Annotated in this window: 25 protein-coding genes; 16 read left to right on the plus strand and 9 right to left on the minus strand. The window is 70.8% G+C overall.

From position 1 onward, the window contains the following. The 6 genes from IZR02_RS01805 (at position 1) to IZR02_RS01830 (ending at position 6,340) form a co-directional block, all read left to right on the plus strand. Positions 1-1,152 carry an ABC transporter permease gene (locus IZR02_RS01805; protein WP_217316554.1) on the plus strand — a complete coding sequence of 384 codons (1,152 nt, stop codon included), beginning with the start codon at positions 1-3 and terminating at the stop codon, positions 1,150-1,152. Then, entirely contained in the window at positions 1,152-3,404 is a 2,253-nt protein-coding gene (locus IZR02_RS01810; protein ID WP_029989434.1) for a glycoside hydrolase family 3 N-terminal domain-containing protein, read from the plus strand. The genes IZR02_RS01805 and IZR02_RS01810 overlap by 1 nt, the downstream gene beginning before the upstream one ends. A gap of 81 nt (positions 3,405-3,485) precedes the next feature. Further along, positions 3,486-3,812: a ferredoxin gene (fdxA, locus tag IZR02_RS01815; RefSeq protein ID WP_025103996.1), complete on the plus strand. Its 327-nt coding sequence runs from the start codon at positions 3,486-3,488 to the stop codon at positions 3,810-3,812. Further along, on the plus strand, positions 3,809-5,158 hold the full coding sequence (locus tag IZR02_RS01820) for an FAD-dependent oxidoreductase (RefSeq protein ID WP_062766119.1): 1,350 nt from the start codon (positions 3,809-3,811) through the stop codon (positions 5,156-5,158). Before fdxA ends, IZR02_RS01820 begins: the two co-directional genes overlap by 4 nt. Beyond that, positions 5,155-5,691, plus strand: coding sequence for a flavin reductase family protein (locus IZR02_RS01825; protein ID WP_025103994.1), 537 nt, complete (start codon positions 5,155-5,157; stop codon positions 5,689-5,691). The genes IZR02_RS01820 and IZR02_RS01825 overlap by 4 nt, the downstream gene beginning before the upstream one ends. A gap of 22 nt (positions 5,692-5,713) precedes the next feature. Further along, complete coding sequence (locus tag IZR02_RS01830; protein WP_025103993.1) at positions 5,714-6,340, plus strand: superoxide dismutase; 627 nt, start codon at positions 5,714-5,716, stop codon at positions 6,338-6,340. 92 nt (positions 6,341-6,432) lie between these two features. Here IZR02_RS01830 and IZR02_RS01835 read toward each other — a convergent pair whose 3' ends face one another. After that, on the minus strand, positions 6,433-6,699 hold the full coding sequence (locus IZR02_RS01835) for a metal-sensitive transcriptional regulator (protein WP_025103992.1): 267 nt from the start codon (positions 6,697-6,699) through the stop codon (positions 6,433-6,435). Positions 6,700-6,791: 92 nt separating this feature from the next. Here IZR02_RS01835 and IZR02_RS01840 point away from each other — a divergent pair, with 92 nt between their 5' ends. Both IZR02_RS01840 and IZR02_RS01845 read left to right on the plus strand, forming a co-directional pair. After that, positions 6,792-6,956 (plus strand): hypothetical protein, encoded by a 165-nt coding sequence (locus IZR02_RS01840; protein ID WP_167627850.1) that lies wholly within the window; start codon positions 6,792-6,794, stop codon positions 6,954-6,956. After that, positions 6,953-8,587: an FAD-dependent oxidoreductase gene (locus IZR02_RS01845; protein WP_025103991.1), complete on the plus strand. Its 1,635-nt coding sequence runs from the start codon at positions 6,953-6,955 to the stop codon at positions 8,585-8,587. Before IZR02_RS01840 ends, IZR02_RS01845 begins: the two co-directional genes overlap by 4 nt. A gap of 104 nt (positions 8,588-8,691) precedes the next feature. Here IZR02_RS01845 and IZR02_RS01850 read toward each other — a convergent pair whose 3' ends face one another. The 3 genes from IZR02_RS01850 to IZR02_RS01860 form a co-directional block, all read right to left on the minus strand. Continuing rightward, positions 8,692-9,699 (minus strand): LacI family DNA-binding transcriptional regulator, encoded by a 1,008-nt coding sequence (locus tag IZR02_RS01850; protein ID WP_025103990.1) that lies wholly within the window; start codon positions 9,697-9,699, stop codon positions 8,692-8,694. Positions 9,700-9,767: 68 nt separating this feature from the next. After that, complete coding sequence (locus IZR02_RS01855) at positions 9,768-11,429, minus strand: glycoside hydrolase family 13 protein (RefSeq protein WP_025103989.1); 1,662 nt, start codon at positions 11,427-11,429, stop codon at positions 9,768-9,770. A 181-nt stretch (positions 11,430-11,610) separates the two neighbouring features. Beyond that, on the minus strand, positions 11,611-12,507 hold the full coding sequence (locus IZR02_RS01860) for an SDR family oxidoreductase (protein ID WP_025103988.1): 897 nt from the start codon (positions 12,505-12,507) through the stop codon (positions 11,611-11,613). Between the two features lie 215 nt (positions 12,508-12,722). Here IZR02_RS01860 and IZR02_RS01865 point away from each other — a divergent pair, with 215 nt between their 5' ends. Continuing rightward, entirely contained in the window at positions 12,723-13,979 is a 1,257-nt protein-coding gene (locus tag IZR02_RS01865) for a hypothetical protein (protein WP_025103987.1), read from the plus strand. Positions 13,980-14,076: 97 nt separating this feature from the next. On the opposite strand, the gene purQ is transcribed toward IZR02_RS01865, so the two are convergent. The 3 genes from purQ to IZR02_RS01880 all read right to left on the minus strand — a co-directional run bounded on the left by purQ (position 14,077) and on the right by IZR02_RS01880 (position 15,713). Then, on the minus strand, positions 14,077-14,784 hold the full coding sequence (purQ, locus tag IZR02_RS01870; RefSeq protein WP_025103986.1) for a phosphoribosylformylglycinamidine synthase subunit PurQ: 708 nt from the start codon (positions 14,782-14,784) through the stop codon (positions 14,077-14,079). Next, entirely contained in the window at positions 14,781-15,029 is a 249-nt protein-coding gene (purS, locus tag IZR02_RS01875; protein WP_025103985.1) for a phosphoribosylformylglycinamidine synthase subunit PurS, read from the minus strand. Before purS ends, purQ begins: the two co-directional genes overlap by 4 nt. A 153-nt stretch (positions 15,030-15,182) precedes the next feature. Beyond that, entirely contained in the window at positions 15,183-15,713 is a 531-nt protein-coding gene (locus IZR02_RS01880; RefSeq protein ID WP_025103984.1) for an adenine phosphoribosyltransferase, read from the minus strand. A 153-nt stretch (positions 15,714-15,866) separates the two neighbouring features. On the opposite strand from IZR02_RS01880, the gene IZR02_RS01885 reads away from it, so the two are divergent. The 5 genes from IZR02_RS01885 to IZR02_RS01905 all read left to right on the plus strand — a co-directional run bounded on the left by IZR02_RS01885 (position 15,867) and on the right by IZR02_RS01905 (position 21,765). Next, a complete protein-coding gene (locus IZR02_RS01885; protein WP_025103983.1) occupies positions 15,867-17,183 on the plus strand; it encodes an ABC transporter substrate-binding protein in 1,317 nt (438 codons plus the stop codon). A 94-nt stretch (positions 17,184-17,277) separates the two neighbouring features. Further along, positions 17,278-18,318 carry a carbohydrate ABC transporter permease gene (locus IZR02_RS01890; protein WP_025103982.1) on the plus strand — a complete coding sequence of 347 codons (1,041 nt, stop codon included), beginning with the start codon at positions 17,278-17,280 and terminating at the stop codon, positions 18,316-18,318. Continuing rightward, positions 18,315-19,205: a carbohydrate ABC transporter permease gene (locus IZR02_RS01895; RefSeq protein WP_025103981.1), complete on the plus strand. Its 891-nt coding sequence runs from the start codon at positions 18,315-18,317 to the stop codon at positions 19,203-19,205. The genes IZR02_RS01890 and IZR02_RS01895 overlap by 4 nt, the downstream gene beginning before the upstream one ends. 5 nt (positions 19,206-19,210) lie before the next feature. Next, positions 19,211-20,641, plus strand: coding sequence for a GH1 family beta-glucosidase (locus IZR02_RS01900; protein ID WP_197426442.1), 1,431 nt, complete (start codon positions 19,211-19,213; stop codon positions 20,639-20,641). A 128-nt stretch (positions 20,642-20,769) separates the two neighbouring features. Further along, the gene (locus IZR02_RS01905; protein ID WP_025103979.1) at positions 20,770-21,765 is read left to right on the plus strand and encodes a LacI family DNA-binding transcriptional regulator; all 996 of its coding nucleotides are present in this window, start codon (positions 20,770-20,772) and stop codon (positions 21,763-21,765) included. 83 nt (positions 21,766-21,848) lie between these two features. On the opposite strand, the gene IZR02_RS01910 is transcribed toward IZR02_RS01905, so the two are convergent. Further along, positions 21,849-22,658 (minus strand): M57 family metalloprotease, encoded by an 810-nt coding sequence (locus tag IZR02_RS01910; RefSeq protein WP_025103978.1) that lies wholly within the window; start codon positions 22,656-22,658, stop codon positions 21,849-21,851. A 475-nt stretch (positions 22,659-23,133) separates the two neighbouring features. On the opposite strand from IZR02_RS01910, the gene IZR02_RS01915 reads away from it, so the two are divergent. Further along, the gene (locus IZR02_RS01915) at positions 23,134-23,802 is read left to right on the plus strand and encodes a TetR/AcrR family transcriptional regulator (protein ID WP_025103977.1); all 669 of its coding nucleotides are present in this window, start codon (positions 23,134-23,136) and stop codon (positions 23,800-23,802) included. A 14-nt stretch (positions 23,803-23,816) separates the two neighbouring features. Here IZR02_RS01915 and IZR02_RS01920 read toward each other — a convergent pair whose 3' ends face one another. After that, on the minus strand, positions 23,817-24,473 hold the full coding sequence (locus IZR02_RS01920) for a GntR family transcriptional regulator (protein ID WP_025103976.1): 657 nt from the start codon (positions 24,471-24,473) through the stop codon (positions 23,817-23,819). 148 nt (positions 24,474-24,621) lie between these two features. On the opposite strand from IZR02_RS01920, the gene IZR02_RS01925 reads away from it, so the two are divergent. Next, on the plus strand, positions 24,622-25,899 hold the full coding sequence (locus IZR02_RS01925) for an NRAMP family divalent metal transporter (protein ID WP_025103975.1): 1,278 nt from the start codon (positions 24,622-24,624) through the stop codon (positions 25,897-25,899).

Genomic DNA, 25,899 nt, shown 5'->3' on the forward strand with positions numbered 1-25,899 from the left:
ATGACTGTTCCCACCACCGCAGCGAACACAGCGCCGGACGGATCGGCCGTCGTCTCCGGCATGCCCGAGACCGCCACGTTGCGCACCCCGCCGACCGGGACGCCGCCCCGCAAGACCTTCTGGTCGCAGCTCGCGCAGGCGTTCGCGATGTTCCGCAACCCCAAGTCGATCGCCGGCCTCCTCATCCTCGGGGCGTTCGTGCTCATCGCGATCTTCGCCCCGTGGATCGCCCCGTACGGACCGACCCAGAAGGACCGCACGGCGCTGCGTCAGCCGCCATCCTGGGAGCACTGGCTGGGCACGACGCACATGGGTGAGGACGTGCTGAGCCAGATCATCTACGGCACCCGCGGGGTGATCGTCGTCGGCTTCCTCGCGGCGTTCATCGCCACGATCATCGCGATCACGATCGGTGTGATCGCCGGCTACGTGCGCGGCTGGAAGAGCGAATCGCTGTCGGCGCTGACCAACGTGTTCCTGGTGATCCCCGGCATCCCGCTGATCATCATCATCATCGCCTCGCAGTTCGAGAACCCGCCGCTGATCGTGATCGCCGCGGTGCTCGGGATCACCGAGTGGGCGTGGGGCGCCCGGGTGCTGCGCGCGCAGACCATGTCGTTGCGCAACCGCGACTTCATCCAGGCCGCCCGCGCGAACGGCGAGCCGCTGCGCCGCATCATCACGGTCGAGATGCTCCCGAACCTCATGGCGCTCATCGCCTCGAGCTTCGTCGGCACCGTAACGGCAGCCATCCTCGGTCTCACGACCCTGGCCTTCATCGGCGTGATCCCGGTCAGCAACCTCAACTGGGGGACCATCCTGTTCTGGGCGCAGCAGAACGGTGCCTTCCCGCGACTGTGGTGGTGGTACGTGCCGGCCGGGCTCTGCATCGCGATCATCGGCGTCGCGCTTTCGCTCATCAACTTCGGCATCGACGAGTACGTCAATCCGCGACTGCGGTCGGCCGGTGAGCGGGCCAGGGCGATGAAGAAGAAGGGGCTGAACGTGAACGACGCCGTCACGGCCGTCCGCAGCGTGCCCCTGCCGAAGAAGGCTCCCGATCCCGTATCGTCGGCGACTTCGCCGGGCGCTTCCGGCACCACCGACTCCGCGAACACCGCGACACCACACACGAACCAGAACACGAAGTGATGACCTCTCAGACTCTGACCACGCAACTCCCGTATCAGGACCCCGCCCTCTCGATCCCCGAACGCGTGGCCGACCTCCTCAGCCGCATGACGGTGGAGGAGAAGGTCGGGCAGATGCTCCAGCTCGACGCCCGCGACGACATCGACGACCACGTGCTCCGGCGGCACGCGGGATCGATCCTGCACGCCTCGGACGAGCGTCTGCGGCGGGCTGCCGCCCTGGTCGCGCAGACCCGGCTCGGCATCCCGTTGCTCGTGGGCGAGGACTGCATCCACGGCCACTCGTTCTGGCCCGGAGGCACGATCTACCCCACGCAGCTCGGCATGGCAGCCTCCTGGGATCCGGCACTCGTCGAGCGCGTGGCGCGGGCGACGGCAGAGGAGGTCGCCGTGACCGGCATCCACTGGACGTTCTCGCCCGTGCTGTGCATCGCCCGCGACCTGCGCTGGGGGCGGGTGGGGGAGACGTTCGGGGAGGACCCGTTCCTCATCGGGGAGCTCGCTTCGGCCATGGTGCGCGGCTATCAGGGTGACGGGCTCGACGACCCCACGGCCATCCTCGCGACGGCCAAGCACTTCGCCGGCTACTCCGAGACGCAGGGCGGACGCGACGCCAGCGAGGCGGACATCTCCCCGCGCAAGCTGCGCTCCTGGTTCCTGCCGCCGTTCGAGCGGGTCGCCCGCGAGGGCTGCCGGACGTTCATGCTCGGCTACCAGACGACCGACGGGGTGCCGATCACGCTCAACGAGTGGCTGCTCAGCGACGTGCTCCGCGGCGAGTGGGGTTACACCGGCACCCTCATCACCGACTGGGACAACGTGGGTCGGATGGTGTGGGAGCAGCGGGTGCAGCCCGACCTCACCCAGGCCGCGGCCGCGGCCGTGCGCGCCGGGAACGACATGGTGATGACCACCCCCGGGTTCTTCGAGGGGGCGCTGGACGCGGTCGCCCGGGGGCTCCTGCCGGAGGACGCCTTTGACGACGCGGTCTCCCGCATCCTCACGCTGAAGTTCGAGCTGGGGCTCTTCGAGGACCCCCGGCTGCCCCGCGACGACGTGTCCGCCGTGGTCGGCAGCGCCGCGCACGCGGAGCTCAACCTCGAGATCGCGCGCCGTTCGCTCGTGCTCCTGGAGAACGACGGCGTGCTGCCGCTGGATGCCGCGGCCCCGCTGCGGGTGGCGGTGACCGGGCCGCTCGCGGACGACGCGCAGACGCAGCTCGGCGACTGGGCCGGCGGTTCGGGTCAGGCGGGCTGGCTCGACGGACAGCCCCGCGAGATGATCACGACCGTGCTCGACGGCCTCCGTGCGGTGGACGCGTGGACGGTCACGCATGCACGCGGCGCCGACATCCTCACGCTCGCCGACGACCCCCGCGGCACGCACTTCCCGGACAACCAGCCGCGTCCTCCCGTGGTGCAGCCGTGCCCGCCGGATCCTGTGCTCATCGCGGAGGCGGTGGCCGCTGCCGAGGCCGCCGACGTCGTGGTCGCGGTGGTCGGCGATCGCATCGAGCTCGTGGGCGAGGGGCGGTCCACGGCCACGCTGGAGCTCATCGGCGGGCAGAACGCCCTGCTCGACGCACTCATCGAGACCGGGAAACCCGTCGTCGTGGTGCTCCTCGCGTCCAAGCCGCTCGTGCTCCCGCCCTCAATGCAGCGGGCGGCGGCGGTGGTCTGGGCCGCGAATCCGGGTATGCAGGGCGGACGGGCGCTCGCCGACATCGTCACGGGTGCCGTGGAGCCCTCGGGCCGGCTGCCCATCTCGTTCGCGCGGCACGTCGGGCAGCAGCCGACCTACTACAACCAGATCCGTGGTCAGCACGGCGACCGCTACGCCGACCTCACCCAGGCGCCCGCGTGGGCCTTCGGAGAGGGCCGGTCGTACACGACCGTGACGTACGCGGAGCTGGAGCTGGAGCAGACGGAGCTGCGCCTCGGCGCCACCGTGGTGGGGCACGTGACCGTGACGAACACGGGGGACCGGCCCGTCCGCGAGACCGTGCAGGCGTACGTGCGGGACGAGGTGACGAGCGTGAGCTGGACCGACCGCGAGCTCAAGGCCTTCCGGCAGGTCGACCTCGCGCCGGGGGAGAGTGCGCGCGTGCGGATCGAGGTCCCCGTCGCGGACTGCACGATCGTGACCGCCGCCGGCGTCCGGACCGTGGAGCCCGGCGCCTTCACGCTCCTCGTCGGCCCCAGCTCCCGCGAGGAGCACCTCCTCCCCGCCCCCTTCGAGATCTCCCGTTCCTGATTCCCGGCGGCCTCGATTTGACCTCAAGTGCGCTTGAGGTTTTACGGTGGAGGGCGTGAGTGGGACAGAGAAGAAGCCGCGATGACATATGTGATCGCACTGCCGTGCGTCGACCTCAAGGACAAGGCGTGCATCGACGAATGCCCGGTCGACTGCATCTATGAAGGGGAGCGGTCGCTCTACATCCACCCCGACGAGTGCGTGGACTGCGGAGCGTGCGAGCCGGTGTGCCCGGTCGAGGCGATCTACTACGAGGACGACCTGCCCGACGAGTGGCAGGACTACTACAAGGCCAACGTCGAGTTCTTCGACGAGATCGGCTCGCCCGGCGGCGCCGCCCGCACCGGACTCATCCGTCACGACCACCCGCTCATCGCCGCGCTCCCGCCCCAGGAAGTGCACGAGTGACTCCGCGCATCGCCATCGTCGGCGCGGGACCCGCAGGCATCTACGCCGCCGACCTCCTCCGGGCTCAGGTGCCGGAGGCGGCCATCGACCTGTACGAGAAGCTCCCCGCTCCGTACGGCCTCGTCCGCTATGGCGTCGCCCCCGACCATCCGCGCATCCGCAAGATCATCGATGCGCTGCACGACGTGCTCCTTCAGCCCGGCATCCGGCTGCTCGGCAACGTCGAGGTGGGCGTCGATGTGACGGTCGACGAGCTCCACCGGGCGTACGACGGCGTCGTCATCGCGACCGGAGCCGACCGTGACGTGACGTTCGACGTGCCGGGAGCCGACCTCCCCGGATCGTTCGGCGCCGCGGATTTCGTGGCCTGGTACGACGCGCACCCCGACGTCGCGCGGGGCTGGGGCCTGGAGGCGGAGGCCGTGGCCGTGCTCGGGGCGGGCAACGTCGCCCTCGACGTCACGCGCATCCTCGCGAAGCACGCCGCGGCGCTGGAGTCGACCGACACCCCCGACCACATCCTCGACGCGCTCGCCGCGAGCCGGGTCCGCGACGTGCACCTGTTCGCCCGTCGCGGTCCGGCCGATGTGCGTTTCTCCGCTCTGGAGCTGCGCGAGCTCGGGGAGCAGCACGACGTGGAGGTGGTCGTCGATCCCGCCGACCTCGCGCTCGACGACCACGCCGCCCGCATGCTGGAGCAGTTCTCGCAGCGCCGCATCATCGTGCGCACCCTCACGGAATGGGCGCAGCGTCCGTCCACCGAAGCCTCCCGGCGCATCCACCTGCACTTCCGGCATCGACCCGTCCGCGTCCTCGGCACCGACCGTGTGGAGGGCATCGAGTTCGAGCGCTCGGCCTCCGATCCGCTCGGCCGCATGATCGGCACCGGCGAGCTCGTGCGGTACGAGGTCGGCGCCGTCTACCGGGCGATCGGCTACCTCTCCTCGCCCGTGCCCGGCGTGCCGTTCGACGCGGCGCGGGGCATCGTTCCGAACGCGGAAGGACGGGTGCTCGATGCCGACGGCACGCCCGTCCCGGGTCTCTATGCGACCGGCTGGATCAAGCGCGGGCCGATCGGGCTCATCGGCTCGACCAAGTCCGACGCCGCGCAGACCGTGCAGCATCTCGTGGAGGACCTCGCCGCGACGCCGTCCGCCCGCATCGACCGCGACCCGCCCCTGGACCTCCCCGGCGTGGTGGACTGGGAGGGTTGGTTGCGCATCGACGAGGCCGAGCGCCGCGCCGGAGCCGTCCGCGGCCGGGAGCGCACGAAGCTCGTCGACCGCGCGGCCATGCGCGCCCACGCGACCCCCACCCCCATCCCTCTCGAGGAGAGCACCCGATGACCCCCGACCCGCACACCACCCCGCACCCCGCCGCTCCGGTGCCCACGCCGGTCGGGGAGGGGCTCAAGGCGGCGTTCCGCACCCACCCCGCCGGTGTCGCCATCATCACGGCGCAGGGTCCGGACGGCCCCGTCGGCCTCACGGCGTCGAGCGTGTCGTCGGTCGCGGTCGACCCGGCGGCGATCGTGTTCTCGGTGACCAGGGCGACCGGGAGCGCCGGGGCCATCCTCGGCGCCGACACCTTCGTCGTGCACCTCATCGACGACGAGCACTCCGCGCTCGCCCAGAGCTTCGCGGTGAGCGGCTCCGAGCGCTTCACGCCCGAGCAGGGCTGGACGACGCTGCCGACCGGCGAGCCGCACCTGGCGGAGGCCCGTGTCGCCCTGCGCTGCCGGGCGATCCAGACCGTGCCCGTCGGTTCGTCGACCGTGGTGATCGCCGAGGTGCTCGAGGTGCTCACCGGCCGCCCGGCCCGCCCGCTCGTCTACATCGACCGCCGATTCCACGCCCTGTCCCACGACACCGCCCTCTGACCCCGTCACGAAAGGAACCCCCATGTCCACTCCGTACACGCTCCCCGAGCTGCCCTACGACTACTCGGCACTGGAACCGCACATCTCCGGCAAGATCATGGAGCTGCACCACTCCAAGCACCACCAGGCCTACGTGACCGGCGCGAACACGGCGCTGGAGCAGCTCGCGGCGGCCCGCGACAGCGGCGACCTCGGAGCGGTCAACAAGCTCGAGAAGGACCTCGCGTTCAACCTCGGCGGCCACATCAACCACTCCGTGTTCTGGCAGAACCTCTCGCCCGAGGGCGGCGGGGCTCCGGAGGGCGAGCTCTCGGCGGCGCTCGCGGACTCATTCGGGTCGATCGACGGTTTCCGCGCGCACTTCACCGCGACGGCCCTCGGCGTGCAGGGCTCCGGTTGGGCCGTGCTCGCCTGGGACTCGGTGGGCGCTCGTCCCGTGATCTTCCAGCTCTTCGATCAGCAGGGCAACGCGCCGCTCGGCGTCATCCCGCTGCTGCAGCTCGACGTGTGGGAGCACGCCTACTACCTCGACTACCTCAACGTGCGGGCGGACTACGTCAAGGCGTTCTGGAACCTCGTGAACTGGCCCGACGTGCAGCGCCGCTTCGAGACGGCGCGCACCGCGACCGCGGGTCTCCTCGTCCCCTGATCCCCCTTCGCCGACCCGGCCCCTTGCGTGCGCCCCGGCCTGTTGCGATCGTCCGCAACGGGCCGGGGTGGCCGCAAGGGGCCGGGTCGCGTTCAGGCGAGGGTGAGGAAGAGCTTCTCCAGGTCGGGGAGGGGGACGGCGTCGTCCTGCGCGGGGTCCTCCAGGCAGGTCTTCATGGCGGAGGCGATGATCTGGAACCCGGCCTTGTCCAACGCGGAGGTCACGGCGGCCAGCTGCGTGACGACGGCCCGGCAGTCGCCGCCGCTCTCGACCGCGGCGATCACGGCGCCGAGCTGTCCCTGGGCGCGCTTGAGGCGGTTGGCGATCTTGCGCTGCGTGTCGGTGTCGACGGTGGTCATGGTCTCTCCCTGAAGGCCGGCTGTGCGCTCCACTATACCCCCGGGGTATAATGTCTGGATACCCACCGGGGTATCGAGTGAGGAGAGAACACATGTGTCGAGCAGTCCGTTGCCGTACCTGCGGGAAGACCACCTGGGCGGGGTGCGGCCAGCACGTCGACGCCGTCCGCCGCACCGTGCCGGCGTCGGACTGGTGCACGGGCCACCCGAAGGACGAGGCCAAGGGCGGTCTCCTGTCCCGGCTGTTCGGGCGATGAGCGCGCCGCTCCGCGTCGTCATCGTCGGTGGCATCGCCGGCGGCATGTCGGCGGCGACCCGGCTTCGGCGGCTCGAGGAGTCCGCGGACATCGTCGTCTTCGAGCGCGGGCCCGAGGTCTCCTACGCCAACTGCGGCCTGCCCTACTACGTGGGCGGCGTGATCGAGGAGCGCGACGCCCTCCTGCTGCAGACCCCGGAGTCGCTGCACCGCCGCTTCCGACTCGACGTCCGCGTCCGTCACGACGTCGTCGGCATCGACACCGCGCGCAAGACGGTCGAGGTCGTCGATCTCGACAGCGGCCACCGCAGCACCCACCCGTACGACCGCCTCGTGCTCGCCACCGGTGCCCGGCCTCGCGGCGACGAGCCGACCGGGGCCCTCCCCGCGCGGAGCCTGCGGACCGTGGCGGATGCCGATGCGATCGCCGCGGCCCTCCGCCCCGGCCTGCCGGTGGTCGTCGTGGGCGGCGGGTACACGGGACTCGAGGCCGTGGAGAACCTCGTCGCCCGGGGGGCCGCGGTCACCCTGGTGCAACGCGGTGCCCAGCTGCTCGCCCCGCTGGATCCGGAGATGGCCGCCCCTCTGGCGGCCGAGGTCCGGCGCCGCGGGGTTGACGTGCGACTCGGCGTCGAGGTCGTGGCCACGGCCGCGGATTCCGTGACCCTGAGCGACGGTGCCACCCTCCCCGCGGAGTTCCTCGTCGATGCCTCCGGGGTCGTGCCCGAGGTCGGACTCGCCCGCGCCGCCGGGATCCGTCTTGGCGAGACCGGCGGCATCGCGGTCGACGAGGCGTGCCGCACCAGTGCCCCGGACGTCTTCGCGGTCGGCGACGGCGTCGAGAAGACCGACCTCATCGGCGGCGGTGCGGCGCTGGTGACCATGGCCGGTCTCGCCAATCGCCACGGCCGCATGGTGGCCGACGTCATCGCGGGTCGGGAGGAGTCGGCGCGCCCCGCCCTCGGCACCGGCATCGTGCAGATGTTCGGCCTCGCCGCCGCGAAGACCGGATGGAGCGAGAAGCAGCTCCGTGCCGGGGGCCGCGGGTTCTTCGCCGTACACGTGCATCCGGCGTCGCATGCCGGCTACTACCCGGGCGCGGAGACCCTGTCGATGAAGCTCCTCGCCGACCCCGCCACCGACCGCATCCTCGGGGCGCAGATCGTGGGTCGTGACGGCGTGGACAAGCGGATCGACGTCATCGCGACGGCGCTGCAGGCGGGCGTCACCGCCTCCGGTCTCGCGCACCTGGAGCTCGCGTACGCTCCGCAGTTCGGCTCCGCGAAGGATGCCGTGAACATCCTCGGCTATGTGGCCGAGAACACCCGCAACGGCACCACGCCGACTGTCCAGTGGCACGAGCTCGACGACGCCCTGCAGGCGGGATCGACCCTCATCGACGTCCGCTCCGTGGCCGAGCATACGAACGGCGCCATCCCCGGCGCCAGGAACATCCCGCTGGACGAGCTGCGCGACCGTCTCGACGAACTGCCGGACGGGCCCCTCGTGGTGCACTGCCAGGTCGGCCTGCGGGGGCACATCGCCACCCGGCTGCTGCGGCAGCACGGGCGCGAGGTGCGCAATCTCGACGGCGGTTACCGGACCTGGCAGGACGCGACCGCAGAGTGCTGAGCTCGACGCGTTCACAACTCAGGAGAACCGGCGCACCTACGCCCGTCAGGGCCGGAACCGCGGTCTCCGCGCGCCGTACTCCTGAGTTGTGAACGCCGCCCGGCTCAGACGAGTCGCGCGGTCGTGCCTCGGACGTTGAGCTCGTACGGCAGGGCGGCGGGCGGCCGCACGGCATCGGGGTCGGTGAGCTTCGCGAGGACTGCGTCGGCCGCCCGCTCGCCCTGCCCGAGCGGGAACTGGTCGACCGTGGTGAGGCGGAAGAACTCGCCGAGCTCATGGCCGTCGATGCCCACGATGGACAGGTCGCCCGGCACCGCGAAGCCGAGGTCGCGGGCGGCGAGGAGCGCCCCGATCGCCATCTCGTCCGAGGCGGCGAACACCGCGGTGGGGCGAGGCCCCGGGCGCCCGAGGAGCTGCTTCGCGGCGCGGTAGCCGCCCTCGACCGTGAAGTCGGCCGGCTCCAGGAACGCGGGGTTCAGGGGGACGCCGGCCTTCGCCAGCGCCCTCTCGAAGCCGAGCCGGCGGTTCGTGGGGATGTGGAAGTCGATGTCGAACTCGGGGTTCGCGCCGATGTGGGCGATCTCCGTGTGCCCGAGCCCGAGCAGGTGCTCCGTCGCGAGCTGGGCCACGGCGACGTCGTCGACCGTGAGGGTGTCGAGCTTCGGGTTCGGGCCGCCGATCGCGATCACGGGGAGTCCGAGATCGAGGAGCTGCTGGGTCTCGTCGTCGTCCAGCTCGATGGACACGGCGATCACGGCGTCCACGCGCTGGCGGCGCAGGAACGTGTCGAAGACGTGCCGGCGCACGTCTTTGTCGGCGGTGATGTTGTAGAGCGTGATGTCGTAGCCGGCGCGCATGAGCGCGGCGGACACCCCCGACAGCACGGTGCTGAAGAACCAGCGGTCGAGGAACGGCACGACGACCCCGATGTTGCGCGTGCGCCCCGACGCGAGACTCGAGGCGCGGGAGGACACGACGTACCCGAGGGAGGCGGCAGCCGCCTGCACGCGCTCGCGCGCCGACTCGGACACGTGCCCGCGGCCGCTCAGCGCGCGGGAGACCGTCGCGGTGGAGACGCCGGCGAGCCGGGCGACCTCGTCGATGCTCGCCATCGTCTGTCCTTCGGATCGGAGACGCCCGTGACACGCCCCGGGTGGAGCGCGCCACGGGCGCAGCGGTGTCAGGCCTTGGTGTACCAGACGGCGGTGTCGACGGGGACCTCGGGGCCGTCGAACGGCTGGCTGCGGAGCAGGACGACCGCGCCCTCCGGGAGGTCGAGCGGAGCCGTGCCGAGGTTCGCCAGCACGTGCACCTCGCCGCGGCGGAAGGCGACGGCATCGGGACCGGCGTCCTCCCACACCAGCGACCCGGTGCCGAATCCGAACTCGCGGCGGCCGGCGAGCAGGCGCTTGTACAGGGCGAGGGTCGACGCCGGGTCGACCTCCTCGACGTCCCGGGCGTAGGCCGCCCAGTCCGCGGGCTGCGGGAGCCAGGAGAGGCCGGTGTCGTTGAAGCCGAAGGCGGGAGCCTCCGCCTCCCACGGCAGCGGCACGCGGCAGCCGTCGCGGCCGTAGCGCTCGCCGTTCGTGCGGAACCAGGTCGGATCCTGGCGGTACTCGTCCGGGATCTCCATGGCCTCGGGCAGGCCGAGCTCCTCGCCCTGGTACAGGTAGGCCGAGCCGGGCAGCGCGAGCATCAGCGTGGTGGCGGCGCGGGCGCGGGCGAGGCCGATGGCGGTGTCGGGCTTGTCCGGGGTGTTCGGGCCGATGCCCTCGCCCTGCGGGTTGTCGATCGTGAGGGCGAGGCGCGTGGCGTGCCGGACGACGTCGTGGTTGGACAGCACCCAGGTGCTCGGGGCGCCGACCGCGCCGAACGCGTCCAGCGACTCGCGGATCACGTCGCCGAGCGCCTTCGCGTCCCACGCCGTCATCAGGTACGGGAAGTTGAAGGTCTGGTGCATCTCGTCCGGACGCACCCAGAGGGCGGTCTCCTTCAGCGTCGGCATCCAGGCCTCGCCGCACAGGGCGCGGTCGCCGTCGTACTCGGCGAGCACCTTGTGCCAGTCGCGGTAGATCTCGTGCACGCCGTCCTGGCCCCAGTACGGCACGTTCGACTCGCCGCCGCCCATGGAGTCGGCGTCGGTCGGCGGCGTGTAATCCGGCAGGCCCTCGGTCTTGATCATGCCGTGGGCCACGTCGACACGGAAGCCGTCGACGCCGCGGTCGAGCCAGAAGCGCAGGATCGAGCAGAACTCCTCCTGCACCTCCTCGTTGTTCCAGTCGAAGTCCGGCTGCGTCGCGTCGAAGATGTGCAGATACCACTGGCCGGGCGTGCCGTCGGCCTCCGTCACGCGCTGCCACATGCCGCCGCCGAACACCGACTCCCAGTTGTTCGGAGGCAGCTCGCCGTTCTCGCCGCGGCCGTCGCGGAAGATGTAGCGCGCGCGCTCCGGGCTGCCCGGCGCCGCCTTGAGCGCCTCCTGGAACCAGGGGTGCTGGTCGGAGGAGTGGTTGGGCACGAGGTCGACGATCACCCGGATGCCGCGGGCGTGCGCGGATTCCAGCATCGCGTCGAAGTCGGCCAGCGTGCCGAACAGCGGGTCGACGTCGCGGTAGTCGGCCACGTCGTAGCCGGCGTCGCGCTGCGGGCTCGTCATGAACGGGCTGAGCCAGATCGCGTCGACGCCGAGCTCCTGCAGCGCGTCGAGGCGGCTCGTGATGCCCGGCAGGTCGCCGATGCCGTCGCCCGACGCGTCCGCGAAGGAGCGGGGGTAGATCTGGTAGATGACGGCGCTGCGCCACCACTCGGAACCGGGGGCTGCGATCTGTTCGAGCTGTGCCATGCGATCAGGCTACTGCAAACGCTTACAGTGCCGCCACCACAGGTATCGAAACGGTTCGGCGCCCTCTTTCCCCCTCTCCGCCGACCCACCCCTTTCCGTCCGACCCACCCCCTTGCGGACGGCCGGAAGGGGCCGGGAGGAACGGAAGGGGGTGGGTCGACGGGGGATGAGGGGATGAGGGTCAGGGCGTGGGCATGCCGCCGTTGACGTTCAGGGTCTCGCCGAGCACGTAGCTCGACTCCGGGGAGGCGAGGAAGACGTAGGCGGGAGCGAGCTCGGCGGGCTGACCCATCCGGCCGAGCGGAGTGTCCTGGCCGAACTGCGCGATCTTCTCCTGCGGCTGCCCGTCGCTCGGCTGCAGCGGGGTCCAGATCGGTCCCGGAGCCACGGCGTTCACGCGGATGCCCTTGGGCGCGAGCTGCTGGGCGAGGCCCTTCGTGAACGCGTTGATCGTCGACTTCGTCGAGGCGTAGTCGACGAGGATGTCCGACGGCGAGTAGGCCTGGATCGAGGTCGTGTTGATGATCGTCGACCCCGCGGGGAGGTGCGGCAGGGCGGCCTTGGTGATCCAGAACATCGCGTACACGTTGGTCTTGAACGTGTCGTCGAACTGCTCGTCCGTCACATCGGTGAGGGACTCCTGGAAGACCTGCCTGCCGCCGTTGTTGACGAGGATGTCGAGTCCGCCCAGCGCCGCGACGGCCTCGGCCACCAGGGTGCGGCAGTACTCCGGGTCGCGCAGGTCGCCGGGGATCGTGGCGACGGTGGCTCCCGCCTCGCGGAGGATGCCGGCGATGCGGCTCGCGTCCTCCTCCTCTTCCGGCAGGTAGGAGATCGCGACGTCGGCGCCCTCGCGGGCGAACGCGATCGCGGTGGCCGCGCCGATGCCCGAGTCGCCGCCGGTGATGAGTGCCTTGCGCCCGGTCAGCCGTCCGGTGCCGCGGTACGACTCCTCGCCGAGGTCGGCCTTCGGAGTGAGGTCGGCGTCGAGACCGGGTTCGCGCATGTGCTGCTTCTGCGGCTGGATGTCGGCGTAGAGCTCGACCGGGTTGGTGAAGGTGTACTGGTCGCGGGACATGGGGTGTCCTTTCCGGGAGGTCGGGGACGGGAGGACCATCGTGCGCGCCGTGCTCCGGGTGCGGCAAACGCCTTGCACGCATCCGGCCGCTTTGGTACACGCGCATGTGGCCGAAAGACACTTCCCCCGGTGCCTCCTGTCATGACAGGGTTGCGAGCATCCCCCCGTGTCGCTCGCGGCATGTCCCCCGGGGGTCCTGCCGTCGAGAGGTCGTGATGTCCGCTTCCGCCCGCCGATCCGCGCCCTGGGCGGTCGTCGCCGCGCTCGTCGTCGGTGCCGTGCTCGTCGGCGCCGCCCCCGCCGTGTCCGACGCGTTCGGTGCCCGCGCGCAGCCCCCGGCGGACCCGGTGAGCGACCCCGCGGCTTCGGTCGCGCTCGCGTACGAGTTCCTCGACGCGCGGGTCGACGAGTTCTGCGACGGCGAGGGCCGCTGCCTGCCCCGCAGCTACGAGGGTGGGTTCTTCACCACGCCGTCGTGGGACTTCACGCCCTCCTTCGTGTACGACGACGCCCTCGTCGTGATCGCCTACACCGCCCGCGGCCTGCCGGACGACCTGCGCCGCGCCCGAGCCGTCGCCGACACCCTCCTCTTCGTGCAGGAGAACGATCCCGTCGGCGACGGCCGCGTCCGCACCTCGTACGAGCCGCACGGCATCCGTCAGGGCCGGATGGAGATCACCGGGCCCGGCACCTTCACCGGCAACCAGGCCTGGGTGGGCATGGCGCTCGCCCGCCTCTTCCATGCCACCGGCGAGGCACGGTACCTCGACGGCGCGGTGCGCATCGCGGAGTGGATCCAGGACAACACCGCCGACATGACGCGGGCACCCTACGGCTACACCGGCGGGCAGACCGATGCCGGGGTGCCGCTGGAGTGGAAGTCCACCGAGCACAACAGCGACATCGCCGGCTTCTTCACGCAGCTCGGCCAGCTCACGGGCGACGGGGTCTGGGCGGAGCGGGCGGCGGTGGCTGCCGGATTCGTCGCGGCGATGCAGAGCGCCGACGGGCACGTGGACACCGGGACGCTGCTCGACGGCAGCACGATCAACACCCGTCCCATCCCGCTCGACGCGCAGACCTGGAGCCTGCTGGGCACCGGGGACGCCCGATACGGCTCGGCCGTGGACTGGACGCTCGCGCACCTCATCGCCCAGGACGGCCCGTACCGGGGCCCGTCGATCAGCGACGTGGACGTGTCGAAGGTCTGGTTCGAGGGCAGCGGGCACCTCGCGCTCGCGCTGCAGGAGCGCGGGGCCGCCGGCGACCAGGATCGCGCGGAGGAGCTGCTGGCCGACATCCGGCTGGTGCAGCGCGACGCGGCGAACGGCGACGGCAAGGGCATCGTGGCGACCTCGACCGACGGACTCGACTCCGGCTTCGGCGACCTCTACTACGCGAGCCTGCACACCGGCACGACGGCCTGGTACCTGCTCGCGGCCGTGGGCGACAACCCGTTCCGTCTGCCCTGACCTCGCCTGTCGACCCGGCCTCTTGCGGTCGACCCGGCCCCTTCCGCGCGCCCGCAACGGGGTGGGACGCGCGCAGAGGGGTGGGTCGAGGGAGGTATCAGGCGGCGACGCGGGCGACGGCGGCGATCGCGCTCGTGAAGAAGTCGAGGCCGTCCACGCCGCTGCGCATCGCGACCGCGGTGTCCGGACCGAAACCGGGCTCTGTGGCGTGCTCGGGGTGCGGCATCAGGCCCACGACATTGCCGGCCTCATTCGTCAGCCCCGCGATGTCGCGCAGCGAGCCGTTCGGGTTCACGCCGGCGTAGCGGAACGCCACGAGACCCTCGCCCTCGATGCGGTCGAGCGTCTGCTCGTCGGCGATGTAGCCGCCGTCCGCGTTCTTCAGCGGGATGACGATCTCCTGGCCGGTGCGGAAGGCGTTGGTCCAGGCGGTGTCGGCGTTCTCGACCGTGAGCTTCTGGTCGCGGCGCACGAAGTGCTGGTGGTTGTTGCGGATCAGGCCGCCGGGCAGCAGGTGCGCCTCGACGAGCATCTGGAAGCCGTTGCAGATGCCGAGGACGGGCATGCCCTTCGCGGCGGCGTCCTTGACCTCGCTCATGATGGGCGAGAGGGCGGCGATGGCTCCGGCGCGGAGATAGTCGCCGTAGCTGAACCCGCCGGGGAGGACGAGGGCGTCGACGCCCTCGAGGTCGTGCGAGCCGTGCCACAGGGCGACCGGCTCGGCTCCGGCGATGCGGACGGCGCGCTGCGCGTCGACGTCGTCCAGCGAGCCGGGGAAGGTGACGACGCCGATGCGGACGGTCACTCCGCCACCTCGACGCCCACGACGTCTTCGATCACGGCGTTCGAGAGCACCTCGTCGGCGATACGGCGGGCCTCGGCGAGGACCTCGTCGGTGACCTCGCCCTCGACGGTGAGCTCGAAGCGCTTGCCGATGCGGACGTCGGTGAAGCCCTCGACGCCCAGGCGGGCGAAGGCGCCGGAGACGGCCTTCCCCTGCGGGTCGAGCAGTTCGGGCTTGGGCATGACGTCGACGACGATGGTGGGCATGACGGCTCCAAGAGTCGCGGGCGGACGGGCGGGTTCAGTCTACCGCTCGCCGATGCTCCGCTGAGACCCCGGGCTCTCGCCCAGACCCCGTCCTGCGCGCGCCGCTACGCCGGGGCGTCGGCGGGAACCCGGGGTCTCGGGTCAGGAGTGGGGTCAGGAGTGGAAGACGGTGTGGAGGTCGCCGATCGTGTCGCGGCCGCCGAGGCCGTCGATCTCGAAGAGCACCGAGATGCCGGCGACGTGGCTGCCGAGACGCTCCACGAGCTGCCGACCGGCGGCCAGCGTCCCTCCGGTGGCGAGCACGTCGTCGATGAGGAGGACGCGGGATCCGGCGGGGAGGTCGTCGTGCATCTCGATGGTCGCCGTGCCGTATTCGAGGGCGTAGTCGACGGAGGCGGCGGGGCGGGGGAGCTTGCCGGCCTTGCGGATCGGGATCAGCCCGACCCCCGCGGCGATGGCGGCGGCCCCGGCGAGGATGAAGCCCCGCGCCTCGATGCCGGCCACCACGTCGAACTGCCCCGCGAAGGGCTCGATGATCGCCTCGGTCGTCACGCGGAGGGCCTCGGCGTCGGCGAGGAGCGGCGTGATGTCGCGGAAGATGATGCCGGGCTCCGGATAGTCCGGGATGCTGCGGATCAGGGACTCGGCGCGGGCGAGGGCAGGGGAGAGGGTGGCTTCGGGCACCGGACAAGGGTACGCCGGTTGCGCGGGAAGGACCTGCGGACGGCGCTCTTGACATCGTGGGAGCGCTCCCATAGAGTTCACGACAACCTTGTGGGAGCGCTCCCACAAGCCCCCACGCACCACCACCCGCACGAACCCACAAAGGAGTGAACCGTGAACTCACGTGCCCGCACCCGGATCCTGGCGACAGCCGCCGCGGCATCCGTCTCCGCTCTCGCCCTGGCCGGCTGCTCCGGCAGCACCGGCGGCGACGGCGACACCGGCGGCAGCGCCGACGAGAAGGTCACACTGACCGTCACCACCTTCGGCACCTTCGGCTACGACGACCTCTACAAGGAGTACGAGAAGGCGCACCCGAACGTGACGATCGAGGCGACCAACATCGACACCGGTGGCAACGCCCGTACCGACGCCTTCACCAAGATCGCCGCCGGCTCCGGCCTCAGCGACATCGTCGCGATCGAGGAGGGCTGGCTCGGCGCCATCATGGACGTCTCGGACACCTTCGTCGACCTGCGCGACTACGGCATCGAGGACCGCAAGGACGACTGGGTCGACTGGAAGTACGGCCAGGCGACCGACGCCGAGGGCCGCGTCATCGGCTACGGCACAGACATCGGCCCGAGCGGCATCTGCTACAACGGCGCCGCGTTCGAGGCCGCCGGCCTGCCCAGCGACCGCGAGTCGGTCGCCGAGCTGCTCAACGGCGACTGGGAGAACTACTTCCAGGTCGGCGCCGACTACACGGCCAAGACCGGCAAGGCCTGGTACGACCACTCCGGCTTCGTCTGGAACGCCATGGTGAACCAGCTCGACGAGGGCTACTACACCGCCGACGGCGAGCTCAACGTCGAGGGCAACGACGAGCTCCAGGAGCGCTTCGAGCTCCTCGGCGCCGCGACCGAGGGCGGCCAGTCCGCGGCACAGACCGCATGGGACTGGAACGGCGGCAAGTCGTTCGTCGACGGCACCTTCGCCACCTTCGTCTGCCCGGGCTGGATGCTCGGCGTCGTGCAGGGACAGGTGGAGGCCGGCGGCGGCGACGCGTCGACCGGCTGGGACTTCGCCGATGTGTTCCCCGGCGGCGCGGCCAACTGGGGCGGCGCGTTCCTCTCGATCCCGGAGTCGTCGGAGCACAAGGAGGCCGCGGCCGAGCTCGCCGACTGGCTGACGCAGCCCGAGCAGCAGGTGAAGCAGTCCGCCGCCGCGGGCAACTTCCCCTCGACCATCAAGGCGCAGGAGTCCCTCGCCGAGGAGGCCACGCCCAACAAGTTCTTCAACGACGCGCCGACCGGTGCCATCCTCGCCGAACGTGCCAAGGGCGTCGTCGCGCAGTTCAAGGGCGCCGATGACTCGGTGATCCAGGAGAACGTCTTCGGCCCGGCGCTCAGCGCGCTCGACCGCGGCGAGACCGACACGCAGGGCGCCTGGGACCAGGCGATCGGCCTCCTGAACGACCTCGTCGGCTGATCATCTCGCTTCGACAGGCTCAGCGACCCACGGTGGTTGCTCAGCGACCCGAGTGGGTGGCTGAGCCTGTCGAAGCCCGGCTAAGGACACGCCCATGACCCTCACCGCCCCGCCGGCGGAGCCGCAGGCCGCCGCCCCCGCCGCGGCGGACGCTCCGCCGCGACGCTCCTGGCGCACCCGCGTCTCCCGTTTCGACCATCGCGCCTCGCCGTACTTCTACATCTCCCCGTTCTTCCTCCTTTTCGGGCTCATCGGCCTCTTCCCGCTGCTGTACACGGTGTGGGTCGCGGTCCACGAGTGGGACCTGCTGAAGGGCGAGGGGCCGTTCGTCGGCTTCGGCAACTTCGCGGCGATCCTCGGCGACGGCATGTTCTGGAACTCCATCCGGAACACGCTGAGCATCTTCCTGCTCTCCGCCATCCCGCAACTCGCCGTCGCCCTGGTGATCGCGTACCTGCTGGACCGCGGACTGCGGACGCCGACGTTCTGGCGGATGAGCGTCCTCATCCCGTTCGTGGTCACCCCGGTCGCCGTGGCGATCATCTTCTCCAGCATCTTCAACGAGGCGGACGGTCTGGCCAACAACCTCCTCAACCTCGTCGGCATCGCCGATCAGCAGTGGAAGCACGACACGGTCCTGTCGCACATCGCGATCGCCGTGATGGTGAACTTCCGCTGGACCGGCTACAACGCCCTCATCCTCCTCGCCGCGATGCAGGCCGTGCCGCGCGACCTCTACGAATCGGCCGCACTCGACGGTGCCGGGGCGGTGCGGCGGTTCTTCGCCATCACGATCCCCACCATCCGTCCCACGCTGATCTTCGTCATCATCACGGCGACCATCGGCGGCCTGCAGATCTTCGCCGAGCCGCGGCTGTTCGACGTCTCCACCGCGGGCGGCATCGGCGGCAGCGACCGGCAGTTCCAGACCACCGTGCTGTTCCTCTGGGAGCTGGCGTTCTTCCGCCGCAACCTCGGTGAGGCCTCGGCCGTCGCGATCCTGCTCTTCCTGCTGATCGTCGCGATCGGCCTCATCAACTTCCTGATCTCCCGGCGCATCGCCACCGGAGACGCCCCGAAGAACCGCGCGGCCCGACGCCGCATCCGCCCGACCGGGAAGGAGGAGGCGCGATGACCGCCACCCAGGCCCTCAGCGTGCCGGAGCGGATCCGCCGCCGGCGCGGCACCGCGAGCGGGAGCGCCGGCCTCGGCAGCCGCCCGGGCTTCCTCACCTACGGGCTCCTCGCGGCCTTCGTCATCGGCGGCGCCTACCCGCTGTGGTGGTCGTTCGTCGTCGCGAGCGGGACGAACGCGACCCGCGGTGAGACCCTGCCCCTCATCCCCGGCGGCAACTTCCTCGCGAACGCGGCGAAGGTGTTCGATGCGATCCCGTTCTGGCTCGCCCTCGGCAACTCGTTCCTCATCTCGACGATCATCACGATCTCCGTCGTCACGTTCTCGACCCTCGCCGGCTACGCGTTCGCGAAGCTCCGCTTCCGCGGGCGCGACGGCCTCATGGTGTTCGTGATCGCGACCATGGCCATCCCCACGCAGCTCGGCATCATCCCGCTGTTCATGCTGATGCGCGAACTCGGCTGGACGGGGACGATCGGTGCGGTGATCGTGCCGACCCTCGTCACGGCGTTCGGGGTGTTCTTCATGCGGCAGTACCTCGTGGACGTGATCCCGGACGAGCTCATCGAGGCCGCCAGGGTCGACGGCGCGAACCAGTTCCGCACCTTCCTCACCGTCGGGGTGCCCGCGGCGCGGCCGGCCATGGCGATCCTCGGACTGTTCACGTTCATGACCGCCTGGACCGACTACCTCTGGCCCCTGATCGTGCTCTCCCCCCAGAACCCGACGCTGCAGACGGCGCTCAGCCAGCTGCAGTCCGGCTATTACATCGACTACTCGATCGTGCTCACCGGCGCGGTGCTCGCGACCCTTCCGCTCCTCGTGCTCTTCGTGATCGCGGGGCGGCAGCTGGTCAGTGGCATCATGGCGGGCGCGGTGAAAGGATGACCCCTATGACGCGTGCCTTCCCCTCGGACTTCCTCTTCGGCGCGGCGACCGCGGCCTACCAGATCGAGGGCGCCGCCTTCGAGGACGGACGGACGGCCTCCATCTGGGACGCCTTCTGCCGGGTGCCGGGGGCCGTGGTCGGCGGCGACGACGGGGATGTGGCGTGCGACCACTACCACCGGTATCCGCAGGACGTGGCGCTGATGAAGGAGCTCGGCCTCCAGACGTACCGCTTCTCCACCTCGTGGTCGCGCGTGCGCCCCGACGGCGGCGCGGTCAACCAGGCGGGGGTCGACTTCTACAGCCGCCTCGTCGACGAGCTCCTCGCGGCCGACATCCTGCCCTGGCTCACGCTGTACCACTGGGACATGCCGCAGGCCCTGCAGGAGGTCGGCGGCTGGACGAACCGCGACTCCGTCGAGCGCTTCCTGGAGTACGCGGGCACCATGCACGACGCCCTCGGCGACCGCGTGAACGTGTGGACGACCCTGAACGAGCCGTGGTGCTCGTCCTTCCTCTCCTACACCGGGGGCGAGCACGCGCCAGGGCACACGAGCGTCGCCGAGGGGCTGCTGGCCTCGCACCACCTGCTCCTCGCGCACGGTGCGACGGTGCGGGAGCTCCGCGGCCGCGACGCCTCCCTCAACCTCGGCATCACGCTGAACCACACGGTGGCCGACCCCGCCGACCCGCAGAACCCCGCGGATGTCGACGCGGCGCGGCGGCTGGACGGCCAGTTCAACCGGTGGTTCCTCGACCCCATCTACCGCGGTGCCTACCCCGCCGACACCGTGGAGGACATCCGCGCGGTGGACCCCGAGGCCGTGGCGCGGTTCGAGGCCGCCGTGCACGAGGGCGACCTCGAGACCATCGCCCAGCGCATCGACACACAGGGTGTGAACTACTACCACGGCGACCTCGTGTCCGGTACGGGGCCCGACGACGCGGCGGTGTCCAGCGGCCCGGAGACGGCGCACGTGACGCGGAGCCCGTATCCCTCGCACGAGGGCATCCACGCGGTCGAGCGCGGACTGCCGCGGACCGCCCAGGGCTGGGAGGTCCAGCCGGAGGGACTCACGCGACTCCTGCAGCGGCTCTGGACCGAGTACGCCGAGCCCGCGGGTGTGGTGCTCTCGGTGACGGAGAACGGCGCGGCCTACGACGACACCGTCGTGGCGGAGGACGGGGAGACGCGGGTGCCCGACGCCGACCGCACCGCGTTCCTGCGCGCGCACCTCGACGCCGTGCTGGACGCCAGGGACAGCGGCGTGGACGTCCGCGGCTACTTCTACTGGTCCCTGTTCGACAACTTCGAGTGGGCCTGGGGCTACGACAAGCGCTTCGGGATCGTCCGCGTGGACTACGACACCCAGGAGCGGACGGTCAAGGACTCCGGCCGCGAGTACGCCCGCATCATCGCCGCCCGGTCCCTCTGACCCGTTCGAATCGCCCGATTGGCCCCATCTGCGGCCGAAATGGGACCAATCGGGCGACTCGAAGCGAGGATTTTCACGGCCTGGCTCCGGGTGGATGAGAATGGGGCGATGGAAGAGAGCAAGCGATGATGTCGCCCCGCGCGACCATCGAGGAGGTCGCAGCGGCCGCCGGCGTGTCCCGGTCGACCGTGTCGCGGGTGGTCAACGGGTCGACCGCGGTCAGCCCGGAAGCGCTCGCCGCCGTGCGCGCCGCGATCGACGAGCTCAACTACGTTCCGAACCGTGCCGCGCGCTCGCTCGCCTCCCGGCAGACGCACGCGATCGCCCTCATCGTCCCCGAGGACACGACCCGCTTCTTCGGCGACCCGTTCTTCGCGGCGATCGTGGCCGGCATCACCGGCGCGCTCCGCAGCTCCGACTACCTCCTGAACCTGCTGATCGCGAGCGACGACCCCGGCGACAAGATGACGAGCTTCGTGCGCAACGGCGGCGTCGACGGCGCGCTCATCGTGTCGCACCACACGAGTGACGCGTTCGTCGACCGGATCGCCGACGCGGTCCCCGTCGTCTACGGCGGCCGTCCGGTGCGCCGGGCCGAAGGCGACTACGTGGTCGACGTCGACAACGTCGCCGGGGCACGGGCGGCCACGCAGCGCCTCGTCGACATCGGACGCACCCGCATCGCCACGATCTCCGGTCCGCTCACGATGCCGTCGTCGACCGACCGCGTGCAGGGGTTCCGCGCCGCGCTCGCCGCCGCGGGGCTGACCCCCTTCGCGGAGGAGGAGGGCGACTACAGCGAGGCGAGCGGAGCCGATGCCGCCCGCCGTCTGCTCGCGGAAGGGCGGCCGGACGCGATCTTCGTCGCCAGCGACCTCATGGCCCGCGGGGCGCTCATGGCCCTCCGCGCCGCCGGGGTGCGGGTGCCGGAGGACATCGCGCTCGTCGGCTTCGACGACTCCTCGGTGGCCCTCAGCACCGACCCGCCCCTGACGACCATGCGCCAGCCCATGTACGCCCAGGGCGAGGCGATGACGCAGGTGCTGCTCTCCCGGCTTGCCGGCGAGGATCCGCCTCGGACGACCATCCTGCCGACCGAGCTCGTCGTCCGCGGCTCCGCCTGAGCCGCACCGACCGCGGACACGGGTGAGGCCCGGTCGCGGAACGACCGGGCCTCGGTGGTGCCGGAACGGGTCCGACGAGGGCGTCAGTTCCCGTAGAGCGAGACGACGCCGCTGCGGTCGACGCTGGTCATCGACAGATCGGCCGAGCTGCCGTTGCACTGCGGGTAGTGCATGATCGACGACGAGTCGTACGGCGTGAGCGGACGCCAGTTGTTGTCCTCGAAGCAGGTGCCCGCCTCCGGGCGGGTGTGCTCGTGGCGGAAGCCGAGGACGTGGCCGAGCTCATGGCCGAGCACGTTGGTCGGGGTCCACGCTCCGGCGCTCCAGATCGAGTCGTCGATGAGGACGTTCTGCTGCCGGGCCGGCGTGCTGGGGAAGAAGGCGCGGGCGATGTACTGCGTCGTGGCCACCGGCTCGACGGAGAAGACGACGGCGTTGTTCCGCGTGGTGCAGTTGGCGTCGGCGCTGCTGACGTAGCGGAAGTCGATCTTCGACGACGCGGACTCCCAGAGTGCGGCGCCGCCCTCCATCGCCCGGACGACGTCGGCGTGACGGCTGCCGAACTTCGTGCTCACGCAGTAGGTGAGGTTGGCGACCTGGGAGGCGGACCACTTGTCGTCGATGTTGTTGACCGTGTTGACGATGAGGCCGTCGGTGCGGGTCTCCGGGCCGATCAGCCGATCGTAGAACGCGCGCAGCTCCTTCTTGTTCGAGATCACCTCATCGCCGTTGACGACGTAGGCACCGTCGACGTCCCGATAGGTCGACGCCGCGAACTCCTGGTATGAGGGCGCGGAATCGTCGGGGGACGCGGCCGTGGCGGGGATGACCGCGCTGAGGCTGAGCGCGGCCGCCGCGGTGGCGGCGAGCGCGAGTTTTCTGGTGAATCGCATGGAAGATCCTCTTCGATCTGAGCGGTGCCGCGCGCCCGGTGAGCGAGCGGACTCCGGCCGGAACGGTGAGCATCGCTGCCACCGAGGGGCCGAAGCCCGCTCACGCTAACCGCGCGATTTCGACGGGGTCAAGGCGCGACACGGCCCGTCGCCCGCTTTCTGCACTCAGGTCAGGAATCGGTCGCATCCGTCGCCGTCGAAGGTGCCGCCGTGGCTCGGCCGGACGTCGGCACCGGCGGTCGACGCCCAGGCCTGGTCGTCGGTCCCTCGTCGTAGGCCGGAGGTCGAGGATGACCACGGACGCGTCTCCGCCACCCCCTCCATCGGCGGAAGACGCGTCCGTGGCCCGCTGCGGCGAACCCCCGCGCCGCGAGTGCTCGCACCCTCCATAGGTTGAACGAGCATTCAGTGATTAATCTATCCCGAGACGGCCCGTGAGGGAATTCCGCCGGAGGACCAGGGAGGTGGACACCGCATGGCGCGATCGGATGCGCAGAACCGTGCGGCGCGGGAGCGCGCACGCGAGAACATCCTCCAGGCGGCGATCGAGGTCTTCAGCGAACGCGGCGTCGCCGGGGCGGGCATCGCCGAGATCACGCGTCGCGCCGGCGTCGCCCAGGGGTTGGTGAACTACCACTTCGGCGGCAAGGACCAGCTCGTCGCCGCGGTGATCGACCGGTGGTTCGAGACGGTGCTGGGGTTCGCGCAGGTCGAGGGCACGCCCGACGAGATGCTCGCCGCGATCATCGACGGGGCGATCGGCGCGACGGCCTTCGCGATGCCTCTGCAGCGTGCGGTGCTCGCCATGCAGCAGCAGCCGCTGACGCATCGGCTGTTCGCGGAGTCGGAGCAGCGATACGCGGACGGCGCGACGGCTGCCGAGGATGCCGTGCGTGCGATGTTCCGTGCCCGAGGCGCCGAGGATCCGGCGCTGGAGGAGGTCATGCTCCGCAGCACCCTGGAGGGGGTGTTCGTGAAGTACTGCGTCTTCGGCGACACGTATCCGCTCGAGGACGCGCGGCGCTGGCTGCACCGCCGGTACGGTCTCCCGGAGCCGACTGCCGCGTTGCCGGGCGTGCCGACGCCGCACGAGGGCGAACCCCGGCCGCGGGCCACGGCGGCGCTGCGGACCGACGCGTCCTGAGCCGCGGACCCGGATCAGTCGAGGTGCATCCGCGCGAACGCGCCGAGCACGACCCGCTCCGACTGCACGAGGTACCGCTCCAACTCGGCGGCCCCGGCCTCGGCGCCCCGGGTCAGGAACGTGTCGAGGACGGCGCGGTTCTTCCGGACGAACGGCTCGTGCAGCGCGCGGGGGTCGTCGATCTTCAGGAACGCGAGGCGCAGCTCCGCCGCGACGTTCCGGTAGGTGCGGGCGAGACGCGGACTGTCGGCGAGATCGACGAGCGCGACGTGGAACGCCATGTTCGCGCTGCCGACCGCGCGCCAGGCGGACGCGTCGTCGGCCGAGACGCCGGCGACGGCGGCCTCGGCCGCGGCGACCGCGTCGGTCATGCGCTGGACGGCGGGATGCTCGGGCTCGGACTGCCGCAGAGCCGTGCACTCGATGACGCGGCGGGCGCGGTAGATGTCGATGACGTCGGCGATCGTGGGAGAGGCGACCGAGACGCCGCGGTGCGGGATGTGCGCGACGAGCCCCTGTTCCGCGAGCACCCGGAACGCCTCGCGCAGGGTGTTGCGCGACACGTCGAAGCTCTCGGCCAGAGACGACTCCGACAGCCGGGAGCCCGGGGCGACGTCGCCGTCGATGATGCGCTGACGGAGCACGTCGGCGAGCGGGCCCTGCTGGTTCATGCCTTCATCGTAGGGCGGCATCACGCCGATCATTACCGAAAAGCAATCGCGCTGTAGCACGACGGAAACATGATTGTTGAACAATCAGGTTCTGTCCGTTCTACACTGGGGGTCACCCGACACCCACCAACGACGATGGGACCCCCCTATGTCCGAGCAGTCCGCCCCCGCCCTCACCCCCGAGGACGAAGCCCGCGCCGCCCACGCGAAGAAGCGCGCCGGCCGCAGTGCCGTCATCGGCGCCATCTTCCTCATGGCCACGAGCGCCATCGGTCCGGGCTTCATCACCCAGACCGCGACGTTCACCGCCCAGATGGGAGCCGCGTTCGCGTTCGCCATCCTCGTGTCGATCCTCGTCGACATCGCGGTGCAGCTGAACATCTGGCGCATGATCACCTCGTCCGGCAAGCGGGCCGGCGAGCTCGCCAACAGCGCCATCCCCTTCTCCGGCCACGTCATCGCCGTCCTCGTCGTCATCGGCGGGCTCGCGTTCAACATCGGCAACATCGCCGGCGGCGGCCTGGGCCTGAACGCCCTCCTCGGCATCGATCCGAAGCTCGGCGGCGCGCTCACGGCGGCCCTCGCGATCATCATTTTCCTCGTGAAGAAGGCCGGCAAGGTGATGGACGTCGTCCTCATCATCCTCGGCGTCGGCATGATCGTGATGACCCTCGTCGTCGCCCTCATCGCCCAGCCGCCCATCGGCGACGCCCTGCGCCAGACCTTCGTGCCCGACCAGCTCAACTTCGCCACCATCACGACGATCGTCGGCGGCACGGTCGGCGGCTACATCACCTACTCCGGCGCTCACCGCTACCTCGACTCCGGCCACGTGGGCCCGCAGTACGCGAAGCCCGTCATGCGCGCCGCCGCCAACGGCATCCTCGTGACCGGCATCATGCGCTACGTGCTGTTCCTCGCGATCCTCGGCGTGGTGGCCTCCGGCGTGGCGCTCGACCTCTCCTCGCAGGCCGCCAACCCGGCAGGGCAGGCGTTCGGTGCGGTGCTCGGCGACGCCGGTCTGCGGATCTTCGGCGCGATCTTCTGGGCCGCCGCGATCAGCTCGGTCATCGGCGCCGCGTACACGTCGGCGACCTTCCTCTCGACGTTCACCGCGAAGCTCCGCGGGGGCTGGCCGCTGCAGCTCGCCACCGTCGCGTTCATCGTCGTGTCGCTGGCGGTCTACCTGGCGATCGGCACGGCCCCGGCCGCGATCCTCGTCTTCGTCGGCGGCTTCAACGGCCTGATCCTCCCCATCGGCCTGACGGTGTTCATGTACATCGGCTGGTTCCGCCGCGACCTGCTCGGCGACCGGAAGTACCCGATGTGGCTGCTCATCGCGGGCACCGTCGTGACCGCGCTCACCTGGTACATGGGCGCCGTCTCGATCGGCCCCATCTTCGCCTTCCTCGGAATCGGAGCGTGA

It is taken from the genome of Microbacterium paraoxydans, from assembly GCF_019056515.1.
In the GTDB taxonomy this organism is placed as follows: Bacteria; Actinomycetota; Actinomycetes; order Actinomycetales; family Microbacteriaceae; genus Microbacterium.